16 protein-coding genes, 10 tRNA genes, 1 rRNA gene and 3 pseudogenes (1 of these 30 running past the window's edge) are annotated in these 21211 nt (G+C 52.0%); 5 read left to right on the top strand and 25 right to left on the bottom strand.

What is annotated here, in order from left to right; translation table 11 throughout:
- Nucleotides 1-3 precede the first annotated feature (3 nt).
- The 5 genes and pseudogenes from IRT44_RS06735 to IRT44_RS06715 all read right to left on the bottom strand — a co-directional run bounded on the left by IRT44_RS06735 (nucleotide 4) and on the right by IRT44_RS06715 (nucleotide 5355).
- Complete coding sequence (locus IRT44_RS06735) at nucleotides 4-1035, bottom strand: FecCD family ABC transporter permease (protein WP_171567548.1); 1032 nt, start codon at nucleotides 1033-1035, stop codon at nucleotides 4-6.
- Nucleotides 1032-2045, bottom strand: a complete 1014-nt coding sequence (locus tag IRT44_RS06730; protein ID WP_171567547.1) for a FecCD family ABC transporter permease — start codon at nucleotides 2043-2045, stop codon at nucleotides 1032-1034. Before IRT44_RS06730 ends, IRT44_RS06735 begins: the two co-directional genes overlap by 4 nt.
- Before the next feature lie 16 nt (nucleotides 2046-2061).
- Nucleotides 2062-3132, bottom strand: a complete 1071-nt coding sequence (locus tag IRT44_RS06725) for an iron-siderophore ABC transporter substrate-binding protein (RefSeq protein WP_230077644.1) — start codon at nucleotides 3130-3132, stop codon at nucleotides 2062-2064.
- 360 nt (nucleotides 3133-3492) lie between these two features.
- Nucleotides 3493-4036 (bottom strand): annotated as a pseudogene (locus tag IRT44_RS19460) (phosphopantothenoylcysteine decarboxylase).
- 944 nt (nucleotides 4037-4980) lie between these two features.
- Entirely contained in the window at nucleotides 4981-5355 is a 375-nt protein-coding gene (locus IRT44_RS06715; protein ID WP_029098112.1) for a winged helix-turn-helix transcriptional regulator, read from the bottom strand.
- Between the two features lie 113 nt (nucleotides 5356-5468).
- Between IRT44_RS06715 and IRT44_RS06710 the strand changes: the two genes are divergently transcribed.
- Nucleotides 5469-6503: a zinc-binding alcohol dehydrogenase family protein gene (locus tag IRT44_RS06710; protein WP_230077642.1), complete on the top strand. Its 1035-nt coding sequence runs from the start codon at nucleotides 5469-5471 to the stop codon at nucleotides 6501-6503.
- A gap of 28 nt (nucleotides 6504-6531) precedes the next feature.
- Here the strand turns inward: IRT44_RS06710 and IRT44_RS06705 are convergent.
- A pseudogene (locus IRT44_RS06705) lies at nucleotides 6532-7052 on the bottom strand (transposase); the annotation flags it as partial.
- Nucleotides 7053-7166: 114 nt separating this feature from the next.
- On the opposite strand from IRT44_RS06705, the gene istA reads away from it, so the two are divergent.
- The 3 genes and pseudogenes from istA to IRT44_RS06690 all read left to right on the top strand — a co-directional run.
- Nucleotides 7167-8390, top strand: a complete 1224-nt coding sequence (istA, locus tag IRT44_RS06700) for an IS21 family transposase (RefSeq protein ID WP_230076769.1) — start codon at nucleotides 7167-7169, stop codon at nucleotides 8388-8390.
- Entirely contained in the window at nucleotides 8387-9154 is a 768-nt protein-coding gene (istB, locus tag IRT44_RS06695) for an IS21-like element helper ATPase IstB (protein WP_230076768.1), read from the top strand. The genes istA and istB overlap by 4 nt, the downstream gene beginning before the upstream one ends.
- Before the next feature lie 162 nt (nucleotides 9155-9316).
- Nucleotides 9317-9869, top strand: a pseudogene (locus IRT44_RS06690) (IS3 family transposase); the annotation flags it as partial.
- A gap of 49 nt (nucleotides 9870-9918) precedes the next feature.
- On the opposite strand, the gene IRT44_RS06685 reads toward IRT44_RS06690, so the two are convergent.
- The 7 genes from IRT44_RS06685 to sigW form a co-directional block, all read right to left on the bottom strand.
- Complete coding sequence (locus tag IRT44_RS06685) at nucleotides 9919-10329, bottom strand: YjdF family protein (protein WP_029098109.1); 411 nt, start codon at nucleotides 10327-10329, stop codon at nucleotides 9919-9921.
- 308 nt (nucleotides 10330-10637) lie between these two features.
- The gene (gene glmS / locus IRT44_RS06680) at nucleotides 10638-12470 is read right to left on the bottom strand and encodes a glutamine--fructose-6-phosphate transaminase (isomerizing) (protein WP_171567596.1); all 1833 of its coding nucleotides are present in this window, start codon (nucleotides 12468-12470) and stop codon (nucleotides 10638-10640) included.
- 459 nt (nucleotides 12471-12929) lie between these two features.
- A complete protein-coding gene (glmM, locus tag IRT44_RS06675; protein ID WP_171567595.1) occupies nucleotides 12930-14276 on the bottom strand; it encodes a phosphoglucosamine mutase in 1347 nt (448 codons plus the stop codon).
- Nucleotides 14277-14319: 43 nt separating this feature from the next.
- On the bottom strand, nucleotides 14320-15564 hold the full coding sequence (locus tag IRT44_RS06670; RefSeq protein ID WP_171567594.1) for a CdaR family protein: 1245 nt from the start codon (nucleotides 15562-15564) through the stop codon (nucleotides 14320-14322).
- Nucleotides 15557-16375, bottom strand: coding sequence for a diadenylate cyclase CdaA (cdaA, locus tag IRT44_RS06665; RefSeq protein ID WP_283092166.1), 819 nt, complete (start codon nucleotides 16373-16375; stop codon nucleotides 15557-15559). The genes IRT44_RS06670 and cdaA overlap by 8 nt, the downstream gene beginning before the upstream one ends.
- Nucleotides 16376-16486: 111 nt before the next feature.
- Nucleotides 16487-17110, bottom strand: a complete 624-nt coding sequence (locus tag IRT44_RS06660; RefSeq protein ID WP_171567593.1) for a zf-HC2 domain-containing protein — start codon at nucleotides 17108-17110, stop codon at nucleotides 16487-16489.
- Nucleotides 17111-17127: 17 nt separating this feature from the next.
- Nucleotides 17128-17691, bottom strand: coding sequence for an RNA polymerase sigma factor SigW (gene sigW / locus IRT44_RS06655; protein WP_171567592.1), 564 nt, complete (start codon nucleotides 17689-17691; stop codon nucleotides 17128-17130).
- Between the two features lie 179 nt (nucleotides 17692-17870).
- Between sigW and IRT44_RS06650 the strand changes: the two genes are divergently transcribed.
- Nucleotides 17871-18020 (top strand): aspartyl-phosphate phosphatase Spo0E family protein, encoded by a 150-nt coding sequence (locus tag IRT44_RS06650; protein ID WP_171567591.1) that lies wholly within the window; start codon nucleotides 17871-17873, stop codon nucleotides 18018-18020.
- 78 nt (nucleotides 18021-18098) lie between these two features.
- Here the strand turns inward: IRT44_RS06650 and rocF are convergent, their stop codons facing one another.
- The 12 genes from rocF to IRT44_RS06590 all read right to left on the bottom strand — a co-directional run.
- On the bottom strand, nucleotides 18099-18995 hold the full coding sequence (gene rocF / locus IRT44_RS06645) for an arginase (RefSeq protein WP_171567590.1): 897 nt from the start codon (nucleotides 18993-18995) through the stop codon (nucleotides 18099-18101).
- 218 nt (nucleotides 18996-19213) lie between these two features.
- Nucleotides 19214-19287: transfer RNA gene (locus tag IRT44_RS06640), tRNA-Gly, on the bottom strand.
- Between the two features lie 59 nt (nucleotides 19288-19346).
- Nucleotides 19347-19423: transfer RNA gene (locus IRT44_RS06635), tRNA-Pro, on the bottom strand.
- Nucleotides 19424-19494: 71 nt separating this feature from the next.
- Nucleotides 19495-19571 (bottom strand) — tRNA-Arg (locus tag IRT44_RS06630).
- Between the two features lie 49 nt (nucleotides 19572-19620).
- Nucleotides 19621-19696 (bottom strand) — tRNA-Lys (locus tag IRT44_RS06625).
- A 7-nt stretch (nucleotides 19697-19703) separates the two neighbouring features.
- Nucleotides 19704-19778 (bottom strand) — tRNA-Gln (locus IRT44_RS06620).
- Nucleotides 19779-19792: 14 nt separating this feature from the next.
- Nucleotides 19793-19877 (bottom strand) — tRNA-Tyr (locus IRT44_RS06615).
- A 31-nt stretch (nucleotides 19878-19908) separates the two neighbouring features.
- Nucleotides 19909-19984: transfer RNA gene (locus IRT44_RS06610), tRNA-Val, on the bottom strand.
- Between the two features lie 72 nt (nucleotides 19985-20056).
- Nucleotides 20057-20133 (bottom strand) — tRNA-Glu (locus tag IRT44_RS06605).
- Nucleotides 20134-20139: 6 nt separating this feature from the next.
- Nucleotides 20140-20215: transfer RNA gene (locus IRT44_RS06600), tRNA-Thr, on the bottom strand.
- A 7-nt stretch (nucleotides 20216-20222) separates the two neighbouring features.
- Nucleotides 20223-20298 (bottom strand) — tRNA-Asn (locus IRT44_RS06595).
- Nucleotides 20299-20355: 57 nt separating this feature from the next.
- A 23S ribosomal RNA gene (locus tag IRT44_RS06590) occupies nucleotides 20356-21211 on the bottom strand; it runs 2071 nt beyond the window's last position.

The raw sequence follows: 21211 nt of genomic DNA, 5'->3' as shown, positions 1-21211 counted from the left end.
CGTTTAAAACGCCCCCTTTCGATTCATTCGCACTAACAGGTACAACAAATAAGGCGCTCCGATGATTCCCGTAATGATGCCCACGGGGAATTTGACTTCAAAGGCGAATTGCCCCACCAAATCCGCGGCCAACACCAACACAGCCCCAACCAGGCCGGCGGGTATGCTGTTGGCGGTGCCTGTACCGACCAAACGAACGGCAATCGGACCGGCGAGAAACGCCACCGAAGCAATCGGTCCGGTAATCGCCGTGGCAATCGCTGACAGCACCACGGCACTAACGATGAGGAGCACACGTGTCCGGTCCGTTTTGACCCCCAATGCCGTCGCCATTTGTTCGCCCAGTTCCAGCACCATTAACGATCGGCCAAGCACGCAAATCAGCGGCACCAGCACCAGGAAGGAAATCATCAGCACAGGCAATTCTTCCATCTTCACCCCGTTTAAACTTCCCGTAAGCCAGCGCACCGCAGAAGAAAGATTGTGTTCCTTGGCGATCAACATTAAATAGGTAATAATGGAGTTGCACATCGCCTGCATCCCGATGCCGACCAAAATCAGCCGACCGATGGAAAACGTTTTTCCCCTGGCCAATCCGTAAATGATGAGGACCGTCAGTAATCCGGCGATGATCGATGCGACGGAAGTCACGGTTTCGCTGCTCTGCAAAACGACGATGCAAAAAACAGCCGCCGCGCTCGAACCGGCAGTAATCCCGATCACATTCGGGTTGGCCAGCGGATTTCGCAGCATCGTTTGAAATACATAGCCGGCGATGCCAAAGGCAAAGCCCGCAAACAAACCGGCCAGCATGCGCGGCAAGCGAATCGTTTTGATTGCGAATGTCGCACCTTTTACCTCTTCTCCCAACAGTACAGCCGCCACATCACGCACAGGATAGATCGTATTGCCCAGCAAGAGCATGGCACAGCATAAAGCCACCGTAAGCACGGCCAATGCCGTCGTCACAGCTATCCATCTGCCTCTGCGGCGAATCCTGCCTTGTTTAATAAAATCAATCGTCGTCTGATTCATAGTGAACGCACTTTCGCTTTCATCGTTAGAATGATCAGCAGGGGAGCGCCGAGAAAGGCAGTCAGCACCCCTACCTCCAATTCACCCGGTCTGCCGATTAATCTGCCAAGTACATCGGAAACGGTTAAGATGACAGCCCCTGAAAGGGCGGACATCGGGATTAAGTAGCGCAAATCCGGCCCCAACAGCATCCGAATCACATGGGTGGCCAGAAGTCCGACGAACCCGATGGGACCGGCAACCGCAGTGGTGGCGCCGCATAAGATGACGCCCGCAAACGCCGCAACAAGCCTGAGCAGACTCGTTTTTACTCCAAGGCCGGTTGCCATTTCCTCCCCAAGCGCCAAAGCATTTAACGCCGGGGCGGTGATGACGGCTATAAGAACACCCGTCAGAAGAAAGGGCAACAGCAGGACGAGCGAATCCCACGTGCCGGCGCCGACACTGCCCACCTGCCAAAATCGAAACTGATCCATCACATAGGAACGCGGAATCATCACAGCGGTGACCAGGGAGGAGAAGGCAGCACTCGTGGCCGCCCCCGCCAGTACAAGTTTAAGAGGCGTAGCACCGCCACGCCCCAGAGAACCGATGCCAAAAACGAATATCGCTGTAAGCACAGCGCCCGCTAAAGCAAACCAAATATACTGACTGGCCGTATTGATCTGAAAAAATGCCATGCCGCATACGACAAACAATGCCGCCCCGTTGTTAACGCCGAGAATACTCGGATCCGCGATGGGGTTGCGCGTGACGGATTGCATGAGCACCCCCGCTATGCCAAGTGCCGCACCGCAGCACAAGGCGAAAATGGTGCGGACGACACGCTTTTGCACGACGCTCGTTTCATAGATTTCCCCTTGATGCTTCATCAACCCGTCGATCACTTCCTGCAATGTCAAGGAACGTGCTCCAAACATAAAGGAAGCGATAATCCCCAGCACGAACAACACAAGAAAGATGACGAGCACAGGGATGAACGATTTCGGATAAAAACGGTTGCGTTCCATCTATGCGGACTCCATTTTATTGTTTAATTTTCGCTATAGCTTTGACGATCAGCGACAGATATTCATCCAATGTGTATTCGATCGAAAGCGGATTGGGATTGCCTGCTGCCGCCAGCGGCGTGCCGTCCGGTATCAACACCATGGACCCCCGCTTAATGGCCGGAATCTTGCCGAATACAGGGTCCGCCTGCAGCGCCTTTAACAGCGCTTCATCGCCATAAGCCACCAAAATGTCGGCATCACGTAACGCATCGGCGTTTTCCGCGCTTAAACTCAACGCAAAGCCGCTGTCCGGTTTCACGTATTTGTTGATGTTTTCCGGGAAGACCATGCCCAATTCTTGCAAAAACTCCCCGCGCGGATCACCGGGCAAATAAATATAGAAGCTGGACAAATCAGACGGCGAGAAATATGTAAATGCCGCTTTCACGCCTTTTAATTCCGGATGCTGCGCAACCTTGTCAGCGATGAGCTTTTCGACATCTTTAATCAGCTGCTCGCCCTTGGCCGGAATGCCCATTCCGGCGGCATTCATGCGAATTTGCTCACGCCACGTAATCACCCACGGCGTTTTGGGATAGGCAACGACCGGAGCAATTTGGGAGAGCGTATCGTATTCCTCCTGGGTGATGCCGGAGTATGCCGCAAGAATCACGTCCGGATTGGCATCGGAGATCGCCTCGAAGTCCAGCCCGTCCGTATCCTTGAAAACATTCGGATTTGTTACGCCAAGCTCCTGCAGTTTTTTCTTCGTCCACGGCAGCAATCCGCTGTCGTCCTGGACGCCGTAGTTGGCCGCGGAGAAACCGACCGGCACGACTCCCAGCGCAAGCGCAACGTCATGGTTTGCCCATGCAATCGTCACGACCCGCTCCGGTTTTTTCTCAATTACCGTTTTTCCGAAGGCATGTTCAATGGTAATTGGAAATTGTGCCGTTTCCGCATCCTTGTTGGTCGTTTCCGTTTGTGCTGCAGGCGCCTTGCTTTCGTTTGGAGTTGCCGAGTTGCCGCCTGAGCATCCCGCTAAAACACCGGCCATAAGAAAAGCCAGTACGAAACTTCTGAATGCAAACCGCTTCGCTGCCATGTTCGTGATTCCCACCCTATCTTGTAGATTACATCCATTATCAATGTAAGGTCCGGTATTACCCATAGGAAAAGAAAAACAGAAGTTAAGTCCGCAACCTAGGTTGATAATGATTATCAGTCACAGTAATTATCATATGAATTGATAGGCTTGTCAAATGTTTTCTTGTTACTATTTCATAACAATTCCTTCCCGTAAAGAAAAAGAAGCCCAGCATGGATCAAGGCAGCTCTCTGCTGCCACGCTCGGCTTCCTGGACAATTTCCTGACAGCATTCCTGTAGTGGTAATGCTCCGCCACCTACTACCGTGCTGTAAACGTTTGACCTGGGCTTCCTGCGGACTTCATTGGCAATAGCAACTAAACGTTGGCTGATTCTCTCAGGCACTTTTGTATTTCGTCAACGATCTGCCATGCCACCAAATATTTGTTTTCCAGGCGCGTCGTATGCCTGGTACCTTCCGGGCCAACGATCATCACCTGATTGGTATCCACCTCAAATCCCGCATCTGAACGAGAGACGTCATTCAGACAAAGAAGATCAAACCCCCTGTCAAGCAGCTTCCTTTTGGCTCCTTCCAGGTTTGGATCAGTCTCGGCGGCAAAACCAACCTTAAATACCCCCTTGGGCACTTCCTTCATAAAATTAGGAATGGGGACAAGCTCCAGATGAAGTGGTTGAGACGTCTTTTTTATTTTCGTGGCGCTTCGTTCTTTGCATGCATATGAAAACTACGTCCGCCCCCCGATCTCTAAAAACTTCCGCCAAAGACTTCCCCATTTTGCCTGAAGATTTATTCGTAATGTGTCGCACCGGGTCGATGGGCTCAATCGTTCCTCCCCCGGTAACAATGACTTTGATACCGGTAAAATCCCCATTTCGTTTGCCCAGTAAGGTCCGCATGGCTTCCATCACGATTTCTTCATATGATAGGGATCTCTCTTTTCGGGCCGCTCCTTTCAAAAGCCAGATTTCCTCATGATGAGTAACCATATCCAACTTCCAGATACTTAGCATCGCTCCGTCTTGAATCCAAATCACAGGATTTTGCTTTCTCTTACATAAACGCTCACGTGCGCGAATGCTCTCTTTGTCCCATCCATCCTTTTCAAACAACGCACCTGTGACGACGACGATGTCAACATCCGCAACGACATTGTTTTCAGGAGTGAGGACCCCATGGCATTTCGCCACTTCTGTGAATACGCTCTCGTTAAAATATCTAGCAGCCGTTTCGGTCATCGAGACATAGACGTTCGTGCCGATGGATGAAAGTTGATCCGCTAGTTTGAGCGCGTTGACACCGTCTTTTCCTGGTCCTACGACTATTCCTGCTGACTTCATTCCTGTCTGCTTTTCCATAAAAAAACGCCAACTAGGGTTTTGCATTGTTCTTCCCTCCTGGAGGAATATCAGCATGAATCACAGCAGCAATTATCGCATATCCTTGAAAAACCGGAATAAATATTCAAAAAACTACTCTGTCTAATACGCTTTAACATCACATAATGATCGGACTGTAAGAATTTATTGTTTTCGACGTGAAACTACCTCCCCCGCTCGAAAGTTGAGTTTTAGTGAATTCTTATCACTAAACCCACACCATTTATCGGGAACTTTTCCATAAAAATTCCACCAGATTTTATTACATACCCAAAAAAATTACAAGCATCCTCGTCAATGTAGCGAAAATAAAGTCCCGATGACATTCAATGTCATCGAGACTTTCTCAACATCACGGTTCCTGTCAGGTGATAAAAAAGTCTGGAACCATTTTTTGCTAGAACACCAAAAAGGACCCGATTTCTCAGGTCCCTTGCAACTGCTTCTATATTTTATAGAACAGATCAACCTTGTCCTTTCATCTTGTTTAGGAACGGAGCCGTCTTCTTGTAGGTTTCACCCCATTCCTTCATTTGCTGAATGATCGGAATCAGGGTTCTGCCAAATTCCGTTAAGGAGTACTCCACCTTCGGAGGTACCTGGTGGTATACCTCGCGATGAACGACGCCATCCTCCTCCAGTTCGCGAAGCTGCAGCGTCAGCATCCGTTGGGTAATCCCTGGGCAAATTCGGCGAAATTCGTTAAATCGAATCGGCCCGTTCATCAAATGATATAACAGGACCCCTTTCCATTTCCCGCCGATTACGTCCAGCGTGAACTCCACCGGACAGGCTTCATCGTTTGGACAAAAGCCATAACCGCTTTTGCGATTCCGCATTGCCGCATCCCTCCGCAATAGTATACAAATGTGTACTACATCACATTAATGTGCGTACTTCACATTTTAGCGTATTACATTTACATTAACAATAAAAAAGGAGGTAGCAAACCATGTCTAAAAATACAATGAAAGCCGTTGGTTTCTATAACTATTTACCCATCGATCACCCGGAGAGTTTGATGGATGTCGAAATTGACAGACCTGTGCCAACCGGTAGAGATCTGCTGGTCAAGGTTCACGCCATCTCCGTCAATCCGGTCGACACGAAAGTGCGAAAGCCCAAAAGCCAAGTGGAGTCTTCTCCCCGAGTGATCGGTTGGGACGTTGCAGGGATCGTTGAAGAGGTAGGTCCGGACGTGACCTTGTTTAAGCCTGGGGACGCCGTGTATTATGCTGGCAGCATCACCCGTCCCGGAGGTAACAGCGAATTTCACCTGGTTGACGAACGGATCGTTGGCCGTAAACCCACTTCGCTGGATTTCGCCGAGGCAGCCGCTCTGCCTTTGACCGGAATTACCGCCTGGGAAGCGTTGTATGATCGCTTGGGTATCTCCAAAGACGCCGACCAGAATGCCGGAAAAACGATTCTAATCATCGGCGCCGCCGGAGGCGTGGGCTCTATCGCCACACAACTCGCCAAGCATGCCGGTCTTTCGGTCATCGGCACAGCTTCCCGGCCTGAATCGGTCAAATGGGTGAAAGAGCTGGGTGCGGATGCGGTCATCAATCACTTTGAACCATTTGTCCCTCAACTCCAAGCGCTGGGGTATAGCCATGTCGACTATATCTTTTGCTTGAATACCACAGAAAAACACTGGAAGAACATGATCGACGCCATCGCACCTCAAGGCAAAATCTGCTCGATCGTCGAAACGGATGAGCCGGTCAACATCTCCCTGTTGCAGCAGAAAAGCGTCACCTTCGTGTATGAGCTGATGTTCACTCGCCCGATGTTCCAAACGGAGGATATGATTGAGCAGCATCACCTGCTGAACGCTTTGGCCGATTTGATCGATCAAGGAGTGATTCGGACGACCGCTACAGAAAAGCTGTCTCCCATCAACGCCGCTAATCTCCGCAAAGCTCATGCGCTCATCGAGTCCGGAAGAATGATCGGCAAAGTGGTGCTGGAGCATTTCAGCTAAAGAAAAAAACCATGCCAGAGGCATGGTTTCAGATTGAAGACAAACTCCCACATGCGCTCCAACGCAGTGGGAGTTTTGCCGTTGAAAAGATGAAAATCAAGCCAACCCACCTGTCGCGATCTGCTGGTCGATCCTTCCTCCACAGCCAGATCGCCAGTTTTTTCAGATTCATCGCAGCAAACGTAAGCATCGCCTGCATGGTGACCTTCCGTATCCCCCGCAAGGTCGTCCATCGCATGCCATGCTTCTCCTTCAAATCTGCGAACACCCGTTCAATCGTCTCTTTCCGCTGTTCGTAAATGTGTCTGTTCGTTTCCGTGTGCCGCAAATGATAACTTCTTCCAGATAATGCGCCCCAATATGGAGGCTGATCCGCTTGGTGCAATCCTTGCTTTCCGTACACTGTGTCAATAACGGACAATGGCGGCATACCTCCGGATTGGACCGGTAGATGCGATAACCTTCCTTGGTCGTCGTTTCATAGCTCAACACTGCGTTGTTCGGGCAAATGTAGCAATCGTAATACTCGTCGTAGACGTATTCGTGCTTACTGTCACCGCCGGGATATAATTGACCCAGGTTCGCCGGAAAGAAAATGACCCACCCATAGCGAATATATCCCCTTCGTAATTAACGGCCAAGTTAATCTTCGGAGGGAGACACATGCTAAGGAGTGGGATAGTGATATCGTTACATACCATGAGGGCAGAAGGCAAGAGTATTCGTGAAATTGCCCGTCTAACGGGGCATTCTCGAAATACAGTTCGCCGATATCTCCGGGGTGAATTCTCCCCCGAAAAGGGAACCCGTAAATCTCGTGGTTCCAAGCTTGATCCGTATAAACCGTTCCTGCAGGAACGTCTTCAAGAAGGTATCTATAACTGCGAGGTTTTATTCGATCTTCTACGAGAAAAGGGGTATACCGGGGGACGTACCATCTTGAAAGACTATGTGAAGGACTTCCGTCCTCCCAAACAAGTTCCCGCTGTTCTTCGTTACGAGACGAAACCTGGTGAATACGCACAGGTCGACTGGGGACTGTGTGATTACGTAGATTTGGACGGTACAGTCCGAAAAGTGCCGGTATTTGTCATGGTATTGGGGTACTCTCGTTCCACCTATATAGAGTTCACTAAGCGTTGTGACATTCACAGCTTTCTTCGTTGCTTGATTCATGCTTTTGAATATTTTGGGGGCATCCCAAAGGTAATGCTGACCGACCAGATGAAAACCGTCGTACTGGGCATGGAAGATGATCGAAAACCTCGCTGGCATCCGCTTTTTGCCGACTTTGCTGCAGCGATTGGGCTTGTTCCAAAAGTATGCAAAGTTCGACGCCCCGAAACAAAGGGAAAAGTGGAACGAGGCGTTCAATACGTAAAAAACAACTTTCTTCCTGGCAAACGCTTCGTTGATTTACAGGATCTCAATCAACAAGCCCTACACTGGTGCGAGCGGATTAACCGCCGTATTCATGGAACAACCGGCGAACGTCCCTTTGACCGACTCCGTGAGGAAAAACTGTCGCCCATCCCTTCAGCTGAACGGTGGGAAAAATACTTGCATGAACCAAGACAGGTCAGCCGAGACGGATTTGTTAGCTACGATGGTGTACGATATGGAGTTCCATGGAGGTACAGTGGACGTGAGGTAACCGTTCGAGAAGTGAATGGGTGGGTGGAAATCTGGGCCGACGGCACATGTATTGCTCGACACCAAAAGGTCTATCGATCCCGCACAACTGTTTTTTGCGAAAACCAGTATGCAGGTCTTTCGACCGCTCAAGGATATGCCTATCCACGTCCGCAAGCCCGACAGATTTCATCGCAGCAAGTGGAAGTACGTTCGCTGGATGTCTATGAGCAGCTAACAGGGGTGGGAGCATGATTGAACTGGAACAAGCACGGCTACGCCTCGAGGAACTTGGGCTTCAGCAAGCAGCTCTCCTCTTGGATGCTCACTTGGAAGCGGCAAGTCATGGACAGCCCACCTATCTGTCCTTTCTTAACACGCTCCTTGATGCCGAGATAGCGGAACGTCAAAAACGGAATATGGAGGTACGCACCAAACTTGCACACTTGCCTTACCGAAAAACACTAGAGGAGTTCGATTTTGCTTTCCAACCCAGCATTGACGAACGGTTGATTCGAGAGCTGGCCACGATGACTTTTGTAACCCGACACGAGAATGTCTTGTTCTTAGGGCCTCCCGGAGTAGGAAAAAGTCATCTGGCGGTGGCGTTGGCTGTAGAAGCCATCTCGCAAGGGATATCCGTTTACTTTGTCAGTCTCTCGCAACTCATCGAAGATCTGCGAAAAGCTTACACGGAAAACAGGCTGGATAAACGCCTACGCATCTATATTCGACCAAAGCTCCTGATTATTGACGAAATTGGTTACTTACCGTTTGACAGTTTGGCAGCTAACCTCTTTTTCCAGGTAGTAAGTGCAAGATACGAGAGAGGGAGTATTCTGTTGACCAGCAACAAGAGTTTCGGTGAATGGGGGGAACTGATGGGCGATCCGATACTTGCTACGGCTATCCTGGATCGGCTCTTACACCATTCCCACATCGTCAATATTAGGGGGAATAGTTACCGACTTCGTGAGAAGATGAGGACTGGAGCCTACGGCTCCCCCTCTACCACCTAACCAACAAAAAATCGCCGGGTGGGTCAATTCTAAACCGGCGATGGTGGGTCAAAATAAAGTCGGCGTTGACACTTACGTCAGAAAAAAGACTGTCGACCAGGGTTTGTCGACATGGACTGACCCCATATCTTGAGGCAAATCAAAACACCTTCAAGAAATTGTATTCCCGTGAGTGAAGTTATGGAGCAACTTTGTATTAAGAACAAAACGCAGGTAAACACATGGTTACGTTGGTACAGAAATGGCGAAACTCACCGTTTTGCACAACCGGTAGGCAAACAGTACGCATATGGGAAAGGACCAGAGTTTGCCACGGAAGTTGAAAGGTTAAGACAAGGAAATCGTTACTTACAGCAATAATTGGATGTCTTAAAAAAGTACAAGGAGTGGGAAAGGAGGTGTCACCAGAAGCCGCAGTTCAGTGGATGGATGCTTTAAAGGGAGAGGTCACTGTAAAACAAACATGCAAATGGCTAGGTATTGCTCGTTCCAGCTATTATCGATGGAAAAATCAACGAAATACACAGCCGTTTGCCAATCCAATCGTCACTCGTCACTAAAGTCTGAAACATTCTATCTCGAAGATATTACCTGTACAACGATAGCCATCGTTGAACAGATTGTGCAAGACTACATTCATTACTATAACTCAATTCGTATTCAAATGAAACTAAACAACCAGTCACCGATTCAATATCGGCAACTGGCTGCTTAAAAAACTAAGGTGTTTTGATCCCTGTCCTACGGCCGGGGGTCAGTCCCGTTCACCTTCCACGGTGTTTTTCTTTTGCTTTTTTTCGCTTGAGTTCTCTCTTATATTCCTTGAGTTCTTCCCGTCTGGCTTTGCTTAGGATTTGTTTTTCTTTTTTTCGTTTCTCGTACTCCAACTGAAGTGCCGCCTGGGCGTACGTCGACACTCCATTCGCTTTCATTTCACGGGCTGCCTGCCTTGCCAATCGTTTCGGGTTTATTTTTCTAGGTTGACGTTTTTCAACAGATAGGTGTTCTGACAACCCGCTCATGAACTCCAATAATTTTGTGTTAACAAATTCAAGTACTTCCTGGTCCTTTGGTTCAGAGCCAAACAAATACCTGCCCGCTCTCAGCTTTCCGTTAACAACTTCTTCTACAACACCTACCCAAAATTGACCATCATGAAAAACAGTCAATTTCACTCTCTATTCCCCCTCTAACACAAAATCATTGGAACGATGGACATCCCGAGGGGGAAGGTTACTGACATTGGCAACAGTTACCAATGCGTCTGGACTACCAACCAGACCGTGTTTTTACGTTCCATATTCATATTTTATCATACAACAAGCTTCACGTGATTTCACTATCCCGTCCGTCACCTCAAGGATCACAATCCAGCCCGTTTTCAAAAGATGAAGCCGAACCGTGATCAGGGGTGTACCCTGACACCGTTCGGCTTCGTGGACATGATTTATTTTCTTTCTACTGCTCAGGTTCCGTCCTTTTCTTACTCAACCGTTACGCTCTTCGCCAGGTTGCGCGGCTTATCGACGTCCAGACCGCGGGCGACGGAAGCGTAGTACGCGAGCAGTTGCAATGGAATGACGGTCAGAATCGGCGTCAACATTGGCAAGGTGGTCGGAATGTGGATGACATCGTCCACGGTCTTGGCCAGTTCGCGGTCGCCTTCGATGGCGAAGCCAAGTACGCGGGCGCCGCGAGCTTTTACCTCAACGATGTTGCTGACCATTTTTTCGTAGATGTCCGGCTGGGTGGCCAGCGCCACAACCGGTACGTTGTCTTCAATCAGCGCAAGTGTGCCATGCTTCAGTTCGCCTGCGGCGTACGCTTCGGAGTGGATGTAGGAGATCTCCTTCAGCTTGAGCGAGCCTTCCAGCGACACCGCGTAGTCCAGACCGCGGCCGATGAAGAACAGGCTGGTCGCGTCCTTGATGCTTTCGGCAAAGCGACGGATCTGCTCATCGTTTTCGAGGATCGTGCTGATCTTCGCCGGGAGTTGCTGCAGGTGTTCCACCACGTTCGCGATCTCGGCAGCGGCCAGCGTGCCCTTGACTTGTGCAAAGTAGAGGGCGAACAGGTAAAGTGCCACGACCTGGCTGGTGTATGCCTTGGTGGACGCCACCGCCACTTCCGGACCGGCCCAGGTGAAGATCACGTCATCCGCTTCGCGAGCGACGGAGCTGCCCACTACGTTGGTGATGGCCAACACCTTGACGCCGCTCTTCTTCGCTTCACGCAGGGCAGCCAGCGTGTCGGCAGTTTCACCGGACTGGCTGATCACGATCATCAGGGTCTTGTCGGTGTAGATTGGGTCGCGGTAGCGGAACTCGGAAGCCACTGCTACTTCCACCGGCACGCGCGTCCATTTTTCGATGACTTCTTTTCCGACCAGACCGGCGTGCATGGACGTACCGCACGCGACGATGTAGATGCGGTCGTACGCTGCCAATTCCTCGTCGCTCATGTTCAGCTCCGGCAGCACCACGCGCTTGTTCGCTTCGTCAATGCGTGCGCTCACCGTGTCGCGGACGGCTTGCGGCTGCTCGTAGATTTCCTTTTGCATGAACGAGTCGTATCCGCCTTTTTCCGCCTGCACCAGATCCCACTCCACGTGGAACAGTTCCCGTTCGATTCGTTCACCGGTCTCGGCATCCATCAGTTCCACGCCGTCGCGGGTGAGAACGGCCATCTCCCCTTCATTGAGGATGTAGACGTCGCGAGTGTGTTCCAACAGGGCCGGAATGTCGGAACCGATAAAGTTCTCACCTTCACCGACACCGACGATCAGCGGGCTTGCCAGACGGACCGCAACCAGTTTATCCGGCTCATGCTCGGTCATGATGCCCAGCGCGTACGCCCCGCGCATGCGCTTCACGGCCTTGCGCACTGTGGAGACGATGTCGCCGTCATACAGATCGGCCAGCAGATGGGCAATTACTTCCGTATCCGTCTCCGAGGTGAACTCGTAGCCCTTGGCCATCAGCTCTTCCTTGATCGGCAGGAAGTTTTCAATAATCCCGTTGTGTACCACGGCAAATTTTTTGGCCGAATCGGTATGCGGATGGGCGTTTTCGTCGGACGGCTTGCCGTGCGTTGCCCAACGCGTATGCCCGATGCCTGCGTTACCGGCCAGCGGCTGTACAGCCAGTTTGCCCTCCAACACGGCCAGACGCCCTTTTGCTTTGTCCACCAGCAAACCCTGTGCCGTCTGAACAGCGATCCCCGCCGAGTCATACCCGCGGTACTCCAGCTTGCGCAGACCTCCGATGATGATTTCTTGCGCTTGTCGATTGCCAATGTATCCTACAATTCCGCACATATTGTTTTGTCCCCTTTCAGTGACGGGGACACGACCCACTGTTTGTGATACGGGGGGTGTGCCCCCGCCATTCCATTTGGTGTTGTTTGACTGACGATTTTGCAAAAACCCTTTTTTCCAAAACCTGTTGGTGTATCATGCGCGGGTTTTGTCCAACAGGTCGCCCTGCTGTTTTGTACCCGCGCTCCTCGGCAGTGATACAGCTGCCGGGAGGCATCCGCCGAACTCTCGATAAACCTCCACCTCGTCCACTGCGCTCCGTGTCGGACAAACGCAGTGCTGGCGCTTTTCCATCACGACTTTACACGATTCGATAACCTTTTGGAAAATTCCCCCTCAGTTTACATTTTGTCATGGCACATGAAAAACTGTATCACAGTTTCGCAGCCACGACAATCATTCTTTTGTCTTATTACTTGTATGCAGAGGGGAGTGGTATGGTACCACTCCCCTAGTCTATTATACCAGTTCCTGTTTCACCACGTCAGCAATCCGATTGACCAACTGTTCCAACTGCGCTTCGTCCGGCCCTTCTGCCATGACGCGCACAATCGGTTCGGTTCCGGACGGACGGACCAGGACACGGCCATTTCCAGCCAGTTCCTCTTCCACCTCGCGAATGGCCTTCTCAATCGCCTGGTTGCCGGCGAGCTTCGTCTTGTCCTCGACCCGTACGTTGACCAGGATTTGCGGATATTTGGTCATCACCTGTTTCAGTTCAGACAGCGGCATGCCCGACTCCTTAACCACATTGAGGAGCTGCAGGCCAGTCAGCAAACCGTCCCCAGTCGTATTGTAGTCCAGGAAGATGATGTGGCCGGACTGCTCGCCGCCCAGGTTGTAACCGCCGCGCAGCATTTCCTCGACCACGTACCGGTCTCCCACCGCTGTTTTGGTGGTGTTGATTCCGCATTCTTCCATCCCTTTGAAGAAGCCCATGTTGGCCATTACGGTCGTGACTACCGTGTTGTTGTTCAGCTTGCCTTTCGCCTTCAAGGCACGTGCGCAGATCGCCATGATGTAGTCGCCGTCCACGATCTCCCCGTTTTCATCCACCGCGATGCAGCGATCGGCGTCACCGTCGAAGGAAAGACCCAGGTGTGCCTTGTGCTTCACGACTTCCTCCTGCAGGCGCTCCGGATGGGTGGAGCCGCACTGCTCGTTGATGTTGACGCCGTTCGGGTTGGCTCCGATCGTGATAACCTCCGCTTCCACGTCGGCAAACAGCCGGGCCGCCAGCGAAGAAACAGCGCCATTGGCGCAATCGAGCACCACTTTCATGCCGTCAAAGCGCTCCGTAACCGTGCTTTTCAGGTGGGACAGGTACTTTTGACCGCCCTCCAGGTATTCCAGCACTGTTCCGATGTGCTCGCCGGTCGGACGAGGCAGGGTGTCTTCCTCCGCGTCCAGGTATTGTTCGATTTCCTCTTCCACCTCGTCCGAGAGCTTGAAGCCGTTGCTGCCGAAAAACTTGATGCCGTTATCAGGATACGGATTGTGGGAGGCGGAAATCATGACGCCGGCATCCGCTCCCAGCGCCCGGGTGAGATACGCAACGCCGGACGTAGAAATGACGCCCAAGCGGACGACCTCCGCTCCTACCGAGAGCAATCCGGCCAACAGCGCGCTTTCCAGCATCTGTCCCGAAATGCGGGTGTCGCGCCCAATCACCACTTTCGGTTTGCCTTCCTGCTTGTGTCTGGTCAGAACGTAACCGCCGACACGCCCAATTCGGAATGCCAATTCTGGAGTCAGCTGGGCATTGGCCACACCGCGTACACCATCAGTTCCAAAATACTTCCCCATGTTTGTCCCTCTTTTCCTTCCTTGTACACCAAACAGCTTTTGTCTAGCTTCGCTTGTTCGTGATTTCCACTGTTACCTTCTTGGGTGCTGTTTTTGCCACTTTGACGTAATCCGGCTGGTTGAAGATGTAGTTCAAGGTAACCTCATACACACCGGCCGGCATGCTGCTCACGTCAGCGACCACCTGCACATCTTCCGGCCCCAGTTGCTGCAGCACTTCCGGTGCTCCCACCGTGTCGAAATCGATGGTGGACATCTCCTGACCATCCGGCGAAAGCACGCGCGCCTTCATGTTTTCCGAGAGGCCGCTGATGCGGATCGGGATTTTCGCCAAACGTTTGGTTGTGGACGGAACCACTTTCAGTGACACCTTCAAATACTCGGGTTCCACATTCACAATGTTTTCCAACACCGGTATCTTCAGCTCCAAGACGCGATCCGACGTAATGCTGCTCAGATCGATCTCCGGCCCCGGATACGTGCTCGTTTTGAGTGCATCGATCACTTCTTTCGGTCCGTATACGGTCACCTCTTCCACATTCATTTCTACACTAGCCAAACTATAGCCATCCGGCATTTCATTCGTCAAGTTCAATTTGATCGGGACCTTGACATACGGGCTTGTCACCGGCACGCTGACCTCCACGGTGAGCGGGATCACTTCCGCTGTCTGCAGGACGTTGCCCGATTTGTCCACTACCTTGAGCGGTACAGTCGTTTTGATCGGCGAGGTCGCCCCTTCTACATCGACGGAGGCCTTCACTGCCGCCACCCTGTCAGCCTGGCTCTCTGGTACTCGGACCAAAGCCCTAAACGGCTTGACCAGCGGCTCGCCGGCCGTGTACCCCTGCGCGACCTGTCCCAGCATCTCGACCGTGACTTCGCGCTCCACGGTCTTTTTCTCTTCCAGCGTGACTTCGACCACGTTGGGAATGATCCCCACCTTGGCATCCTCCCACCCCTTGTACTGAACCGGCACCTTGTGGGTCCCTGCTCCTTTGTCACGCAGGTCCACATACACCTCGTAGGTATCGGAGGGAAGAATATTATGGCGGTAAAACGGGTTGTTGCTCTCCAGCGCCACCTTGACTGTTTTCGGCTGTTTCACCACATAGTAACGCTCGCTGTCGTATTTGACGTGCAGGGCGATGTCGTCAATCAAGAGCGGGCGGCTCGTCTCCGTCGAAGGAGTCGAATCCATTTCCAGGTTGACGACCATCCACATCATGATCGCCAGCATCAAGGCGATGGCTCGCGCAAACCAATGACTGTTTAACCACTTATCCATGTTTTCGCCTCCATTGCCAACGACTTGCCATGGACTTGCTCTTTGAGGAAGGCTGGAGTTGTTCCATCAGGCATTCCGCCAACTGCTCCTCTGTCAGGTTGCGTTTCATTTCTCCGTTCATGGCAAACGACACGTGTCCCGTCTCTTCGGAAACGACAATGGACAGACCGTCAGATACTTCGCTGACCCCGATGGCGGCGCGATGGCGCGTCCCCAATTCTTTTGAAATGGACGTATTTTCAGAGAGGGGCAGGTAACATGCAGCGGCGAGAATCACGTCTCTGCGCATGATCACCGCCCCGTCGTGCAGCGGCGTGTTCGGGATGAAGATGTTGATCAACAGCTCCGAACTGACGCGCCCGTTGATGCCAATTCCTGTCTCCACGAAATCGTTCAGCCCGGTTTCCCGTTCGATTACGATCAGGGCGCCAATCCGCCGTTTGGCCAGGTAAGTCACGGATTTACAAACCTCCTGCACCATCTGGCGCACCGTTTCTTCGTCCTGCATGCTGCTCGAGCGGGAAAAGAGTCTGCCCCGCCCCAACTGTTCCAGGGCGCGTCGCAGTTCTGGCTGGAAGATGATCACGATGGCCAGCACCCCGAACGTAAACGCCTGCGACATGAGCCAATGCAGCGTCGTGAGCTGGAAGTACTTGCTCAACAACCAGGTGATGATGATCACCATGATCCCTTTGAGCAGCTGCACCGCTCGCGTACCGCGAATCAGCATAATTAGTTTATATATCACGTATGTGACGAGAGAAATATCGACCACATACCGCAGCAAATCCCCATAATCCAGTGAAATCATAAACGAAGCCCCCATATTTCGCTCCATCTCAAGGCAGTTGCTAGCGTCTCCTGCGGAAAAAGCACGGCTGCTTTTTGCCGTGCTGCATGTAACTATACTCTCTATTTTCTCCTATGGCAAGATAGGAAGCAAGTCATTACCAAGATTTTTCATTTCGTACCAAATCCATTCGAAGATCGCTTCGATTGACTCGGTGTTTCCCGCCACTTTGGCGGTGGAAGCCAGCACCACCTTGCCTTCGATGGCGACCACGTTGCCTTTTACTTGTCCCTGCACCTCCACATTTCCGTTGCGCACCACCAAATCTCCGTCGATGGTTGTTCCCGCAGGCACGACCACTACGTTGCGCTCATAGTCAATTTTTAGTTTATCCAAGTTGGACGAGGAAATTTGCAGGGTGTTATCCGCCTCAAACCAGGAAGCAAACATGCTCCCGGTCATCAAAAAGAGAAAGACAGCAGCTGCCGTAAGAAACGGATGATTCCGCAGCCAATTGGAAAATCGCCTTGTCTTGGGAGGAGCCGGCAATTGCGCAAGAACGCGAGCGGTAAAATCTGGCGAGACATGAACATGAGATGCGCTCTGGACAAAGGCGATGGCCCGCTGCAGTTCGTGCAGATGCCGGCGGCAGGAAGCACAGGTCTGCAGGTGGGATTGCAGCTTCTGATTGGACAGCTCGTCAATCTCTCCGTCCAGGAACTCGTGAATGAGCGCAATCATTTCTCGGCATTCCATCGTGGTATTCTCCTTTCCTACATAAATCGCAACTTGCTGCGCAAGGCTTCTCGACCGCGGTGAATCCGCGTCTTGATGGTTGTGACCGGCAGCTTGACAATATCGCTGATTTCCTGCAGCGACAGATCTTCAATGTACCGTAAAATCATGATGGACCGGTACTTGGGCGCTAGTTGGGAAAGGGCGCTCTGTACGGTCTCCTGCAACTCCTGCGTTACCACTTGGTCCTCTGGCCCCTTCTCGTTGGACGACAGCCGCGAATACCAATCCATGCCCTGTCCGGGCTCCAGTTCCTCGTCGAGCGAAAAGTCGGGCCGCTTTTTTCTGCCCCGGTCGATGCACAGATTGGTCGCAATCCGGTAAATCCACGTGGAGAATTTGTAACTTTCGTCGTAGGAATGCAGGTTGGCATACACCCGCAAAAATGTTTCCTGCGCGATGTCTTCCGCATCCTGGCGGTTTCCCACCATGCGATACGCAAGCTGAAATATCTTGTCCTTATATATTTCGATTAACTCGGCAAAAGCTTCGCGGTCTCCCCGCTTCGCCCGCTGGGTTAACCGTTTCTCTACAAAGTCCATGCGATCCTCCCCGCAATACCGTAATCTCCTTATACGGATGGTACTGCAAATGGTTTCGTTTTTCCGGCGTGTTTACTCGGCCATTTTTAAGGGAAATACAGGAATAAAGAGACAGGTTGTCTCCATATAGTAGTGATGGTACCCCTCTTAACTTGACGGTGTAAAGGAGAGTGGAACACATGCACGATCCGCATGTTCTTCTCCAAATCGAACAACTGCGCAAAGAACTGAACGAACGCTACGAGGAACAAAAAACGATTACGCCCGAAATGGTGGAGTTAAGCGTGCAGTTGGACCATCTGTTGAACAAGCTGCATCCCCATCCTTAGAATGTACCGCTATCCTCCACTGATGTAAAGATGCGGAAACAAAAAGCGAGGGAACTCACGGGTCCCTCGCTTCTTTTCTTACAGCAATTTGTCGCCAAAAGCAGAGCTCATCAGGGCAACAGCGACACGGGCGGTCATGTTTTCCCGGTCGAGAATCGGGTTCACTTCCACAAACTCGGCCGAACAGAGAATATCTGCGTCAGCCAGCATCTCCAGCGCCAAATGACCTTCCCGGTAAGAGATGCCGCCAATCACCGGCGTGCCCACTCCCGGTGCATCGTGCGGATCAAGTCCGTCCAGATCGAGGCTGAGGTGGACGCCATCGGTGTTCTTGGACACATGGGCAATCGCTTCATCCATCACGCGGGCCATGCCCAGTTTGTCGATTTCGTGCATGGTGAACACCTTCAAGCCGATTCGTTTGATTAATTCGCGCTCGCCCGCATCCAAATCGCGCGCGCCAATAATCACCACATTTTCCGGCTTCAGCTTCGGCGCAAAACCGCCGATTTGCACCAGGCGCTCATGTCCGTACCCCAGGCTGGCGGCCAGCGGCATCCCGTGAATGTTGCCGGAGGGTGACGTTTCTCCGGTGTTCAAATCACCGTGAGCGTCAAACCAGATCACGCCGAGGTTTTTTACGTGCTTGGCCACACCGGCCACTGTGCCGAGCGCAATGCTGTGGTCGCCGCCCAGCACCAGCGGAAAACGCCCTTCCTCCATGATGGCGCTTACAGCTTCGGCCAGTCTGGTGTTGGCCTCCACCACTTCATCCAGGTACTTGTGGTTGTCTGTCTCGGTAAACGTGTGCGGTCGAGTAACAGGAATATCCCCTTTGTCCTGGATATCCAGACCCATTTTTTTCAAGCGATCAATCACGCCTGCATAACGGATGGCACTCGGTCCCATGTCCACCCCGCGGCGGTCTGCTCCCAAATCAAGCGGTACACCGATAATGCTGATGTTTTTGTTCATAAACGCGCCCCCTTCCCTTGGTTCACACACGCTTATTGTAGCCTTGAGAAAGGAAATGACTCAACTCGACAGCCATTTGCATAAAAAAACTGCAGGCAGCTGCCTGCAGGCTTTTTGACACGTGCGTCCCCTGTCATTTTATGATTGGTGAAACACACGGGGGGCGTACAGAAAAAAACGAGCAACCGATAAGCGGCTGCCCGTTTTACACGATGGAATGGAGCGGGTGATGGGAATCGAACCCACGCATCCAGCTTGGAAGGCTGGAGTTCTACCATTGAACTACACCCGCATGTGAACAAGGTCCCATAAAATGCAGATAGTCCCAACAGCAGATTGGGAATATGAAAGTGGTCGGGAAGACAGGATTCGAACCTGCGACCCCTTGGTCCCAAGCCAAGTACTCTACCAAGCTGAGCTACTTCCCGATCTACCTTCAGTTGTGGGAGGGGGAAGTGAGAAACATGTTCTCACGCCTAACCTCACACATCTGCAAATATGGCGTGCCCTGAGAGATTCGAACTCCCGACCTTTTGATTCGTAGTCAAACGCTCTATCCAGCTGAGCTAAGGGCACATATATGGCGGGGTTCCCAAAGCCCCTTTTTATTTGGGAATAAAGTAACTGGTGAGCCATGAAGGACTCGAACCTTCGACCCTCTGATTAAAAGTCAGATGCTCTACCAACTGAGCTAATGGCTCATGGAAATGGCTGGGGTACTAGGATTCGAACCTAGGAATGACGGAGTCAAAGTCCGTTGCCTTACCGCTTGGCGATACCCCAATGAGTAATGGAAATGGTGGGGAGAGACGGATTCGAACCGCCGAACCCAGAGGGAGCAGATTTACAGTCTGCCGCGTTTAGCCACTTCGCTATCTCCCCAAATCCTACCAACGAAGTGGTGTGAAAGGAATGGTGGAGGCTGACGGGATCGAACCGCCGACCCTCTGCTTGTAAGGCAGATGCTCTCCCAGCTGAGCTAAGCCTCCACAACACCCTACAAAGTTTCGGGATGGTTGAAAGTACATTCCCTATGCTTTGCAGGGACCCACTTCATTATATGGTGACCCGTAGGGGATTCGAACCCCTGAATGACAGCGTGAAAGGCTGCTGTGTTAAACCTCTTCACCAACGGGCCATGCAATGGTGCTCCCGACAGGAATCGAACCTGCGACCTCTTCCTTACCATGGAAGCGCTCTACCGACTGAGCTACAGGAGCAGATGAATGGCTCCTCGGGAGGGACTCGAACCCCCGACCGATCGGTTAACAGCCGATTGCTCTACCGACTGAGCTACCGAGGAACGTTGAAGACTTCGCGCCTTCAAAACTGGACATGCATGGCAGCAAAGGATCATGGAGTGGATAAGTCCTCGACCGATTAGTATTCGTCAGCTCCACGCGTTGCCGCGCTTCCACACCGAACCTATCAACCTCATCGTCTTTGAGGGGTCTTACCAGCTTGACGCTGTGGGAAGTCTCATCTTGGAGGGGGCTTCACGCTTAGATGCTTTCAGCGCTTATCCCGTCCGCACATAGCTACCCAGCTGTGCTCCTGGCGGAACAACTGGTGCACCAGCGGTGCGTCCATCCCGGTCCTCTCGTACTAAGGACAGCTCTCCTCAAACTTCCTGCGCCCGCGACAGATAGGGACCGAACTGTCTCACGACGTTCTGAACCCAGCTCGCGTACCGCTTTAATGGGCGAACAGCCCAACCCTTGGGACCTACTTCAGCCCCAGGATGCGATGAGCCGACATCGAGGTGCCAAACCTCCCCGTCGATGTGGACTCTTGGGGGAGATAAGCCTGTTATCCCCAGGGTAGCTTTTATCCGTTGAGCGATGGCCCTTCCATGCGGAACCACCGGATCACTAAGCCCGACTTTCGTCCCTGCTCGACTTGTAGGTCTCGCAGTCAAGCTCCCTTCTGCCTTTACACTCTGCGAATGATTTCCGACCATTCTGAGGGAACCTTTGGGCGCCTCCGTTACCTTTTAGGAGGCGACCGCCCCAGTCAAACTGCCCACCTGACACTGTTCCCCGACCCGATCAGGGCCGCGGGTTAGAACTCCGATACGATCAGGGTGGTATCCCAACGGCGCCTCCACCGATGCTGGCGCACCGGCTTCCCAGGCTCCCACCTATTCTGTACAGATCGTACCAAAGTCCAATATCAGGCTACAGTAAAGCTCCATGGGGTCTTTCCGTCTTGTCGCG

Origin of the sequence: Brevibacillus sedimenti (genome assembly GCF_020923495.1) — a bacterium.
Lineage (GTDB): Bacteria > Bacillota > Bacilli > Brevibacillales > Brevibacillaceae > Brevibacillus > Brevibacillus aydinogluensis.
This window is presented reverse-complemented; position numbering and strand designations above follow the sequence as displayed.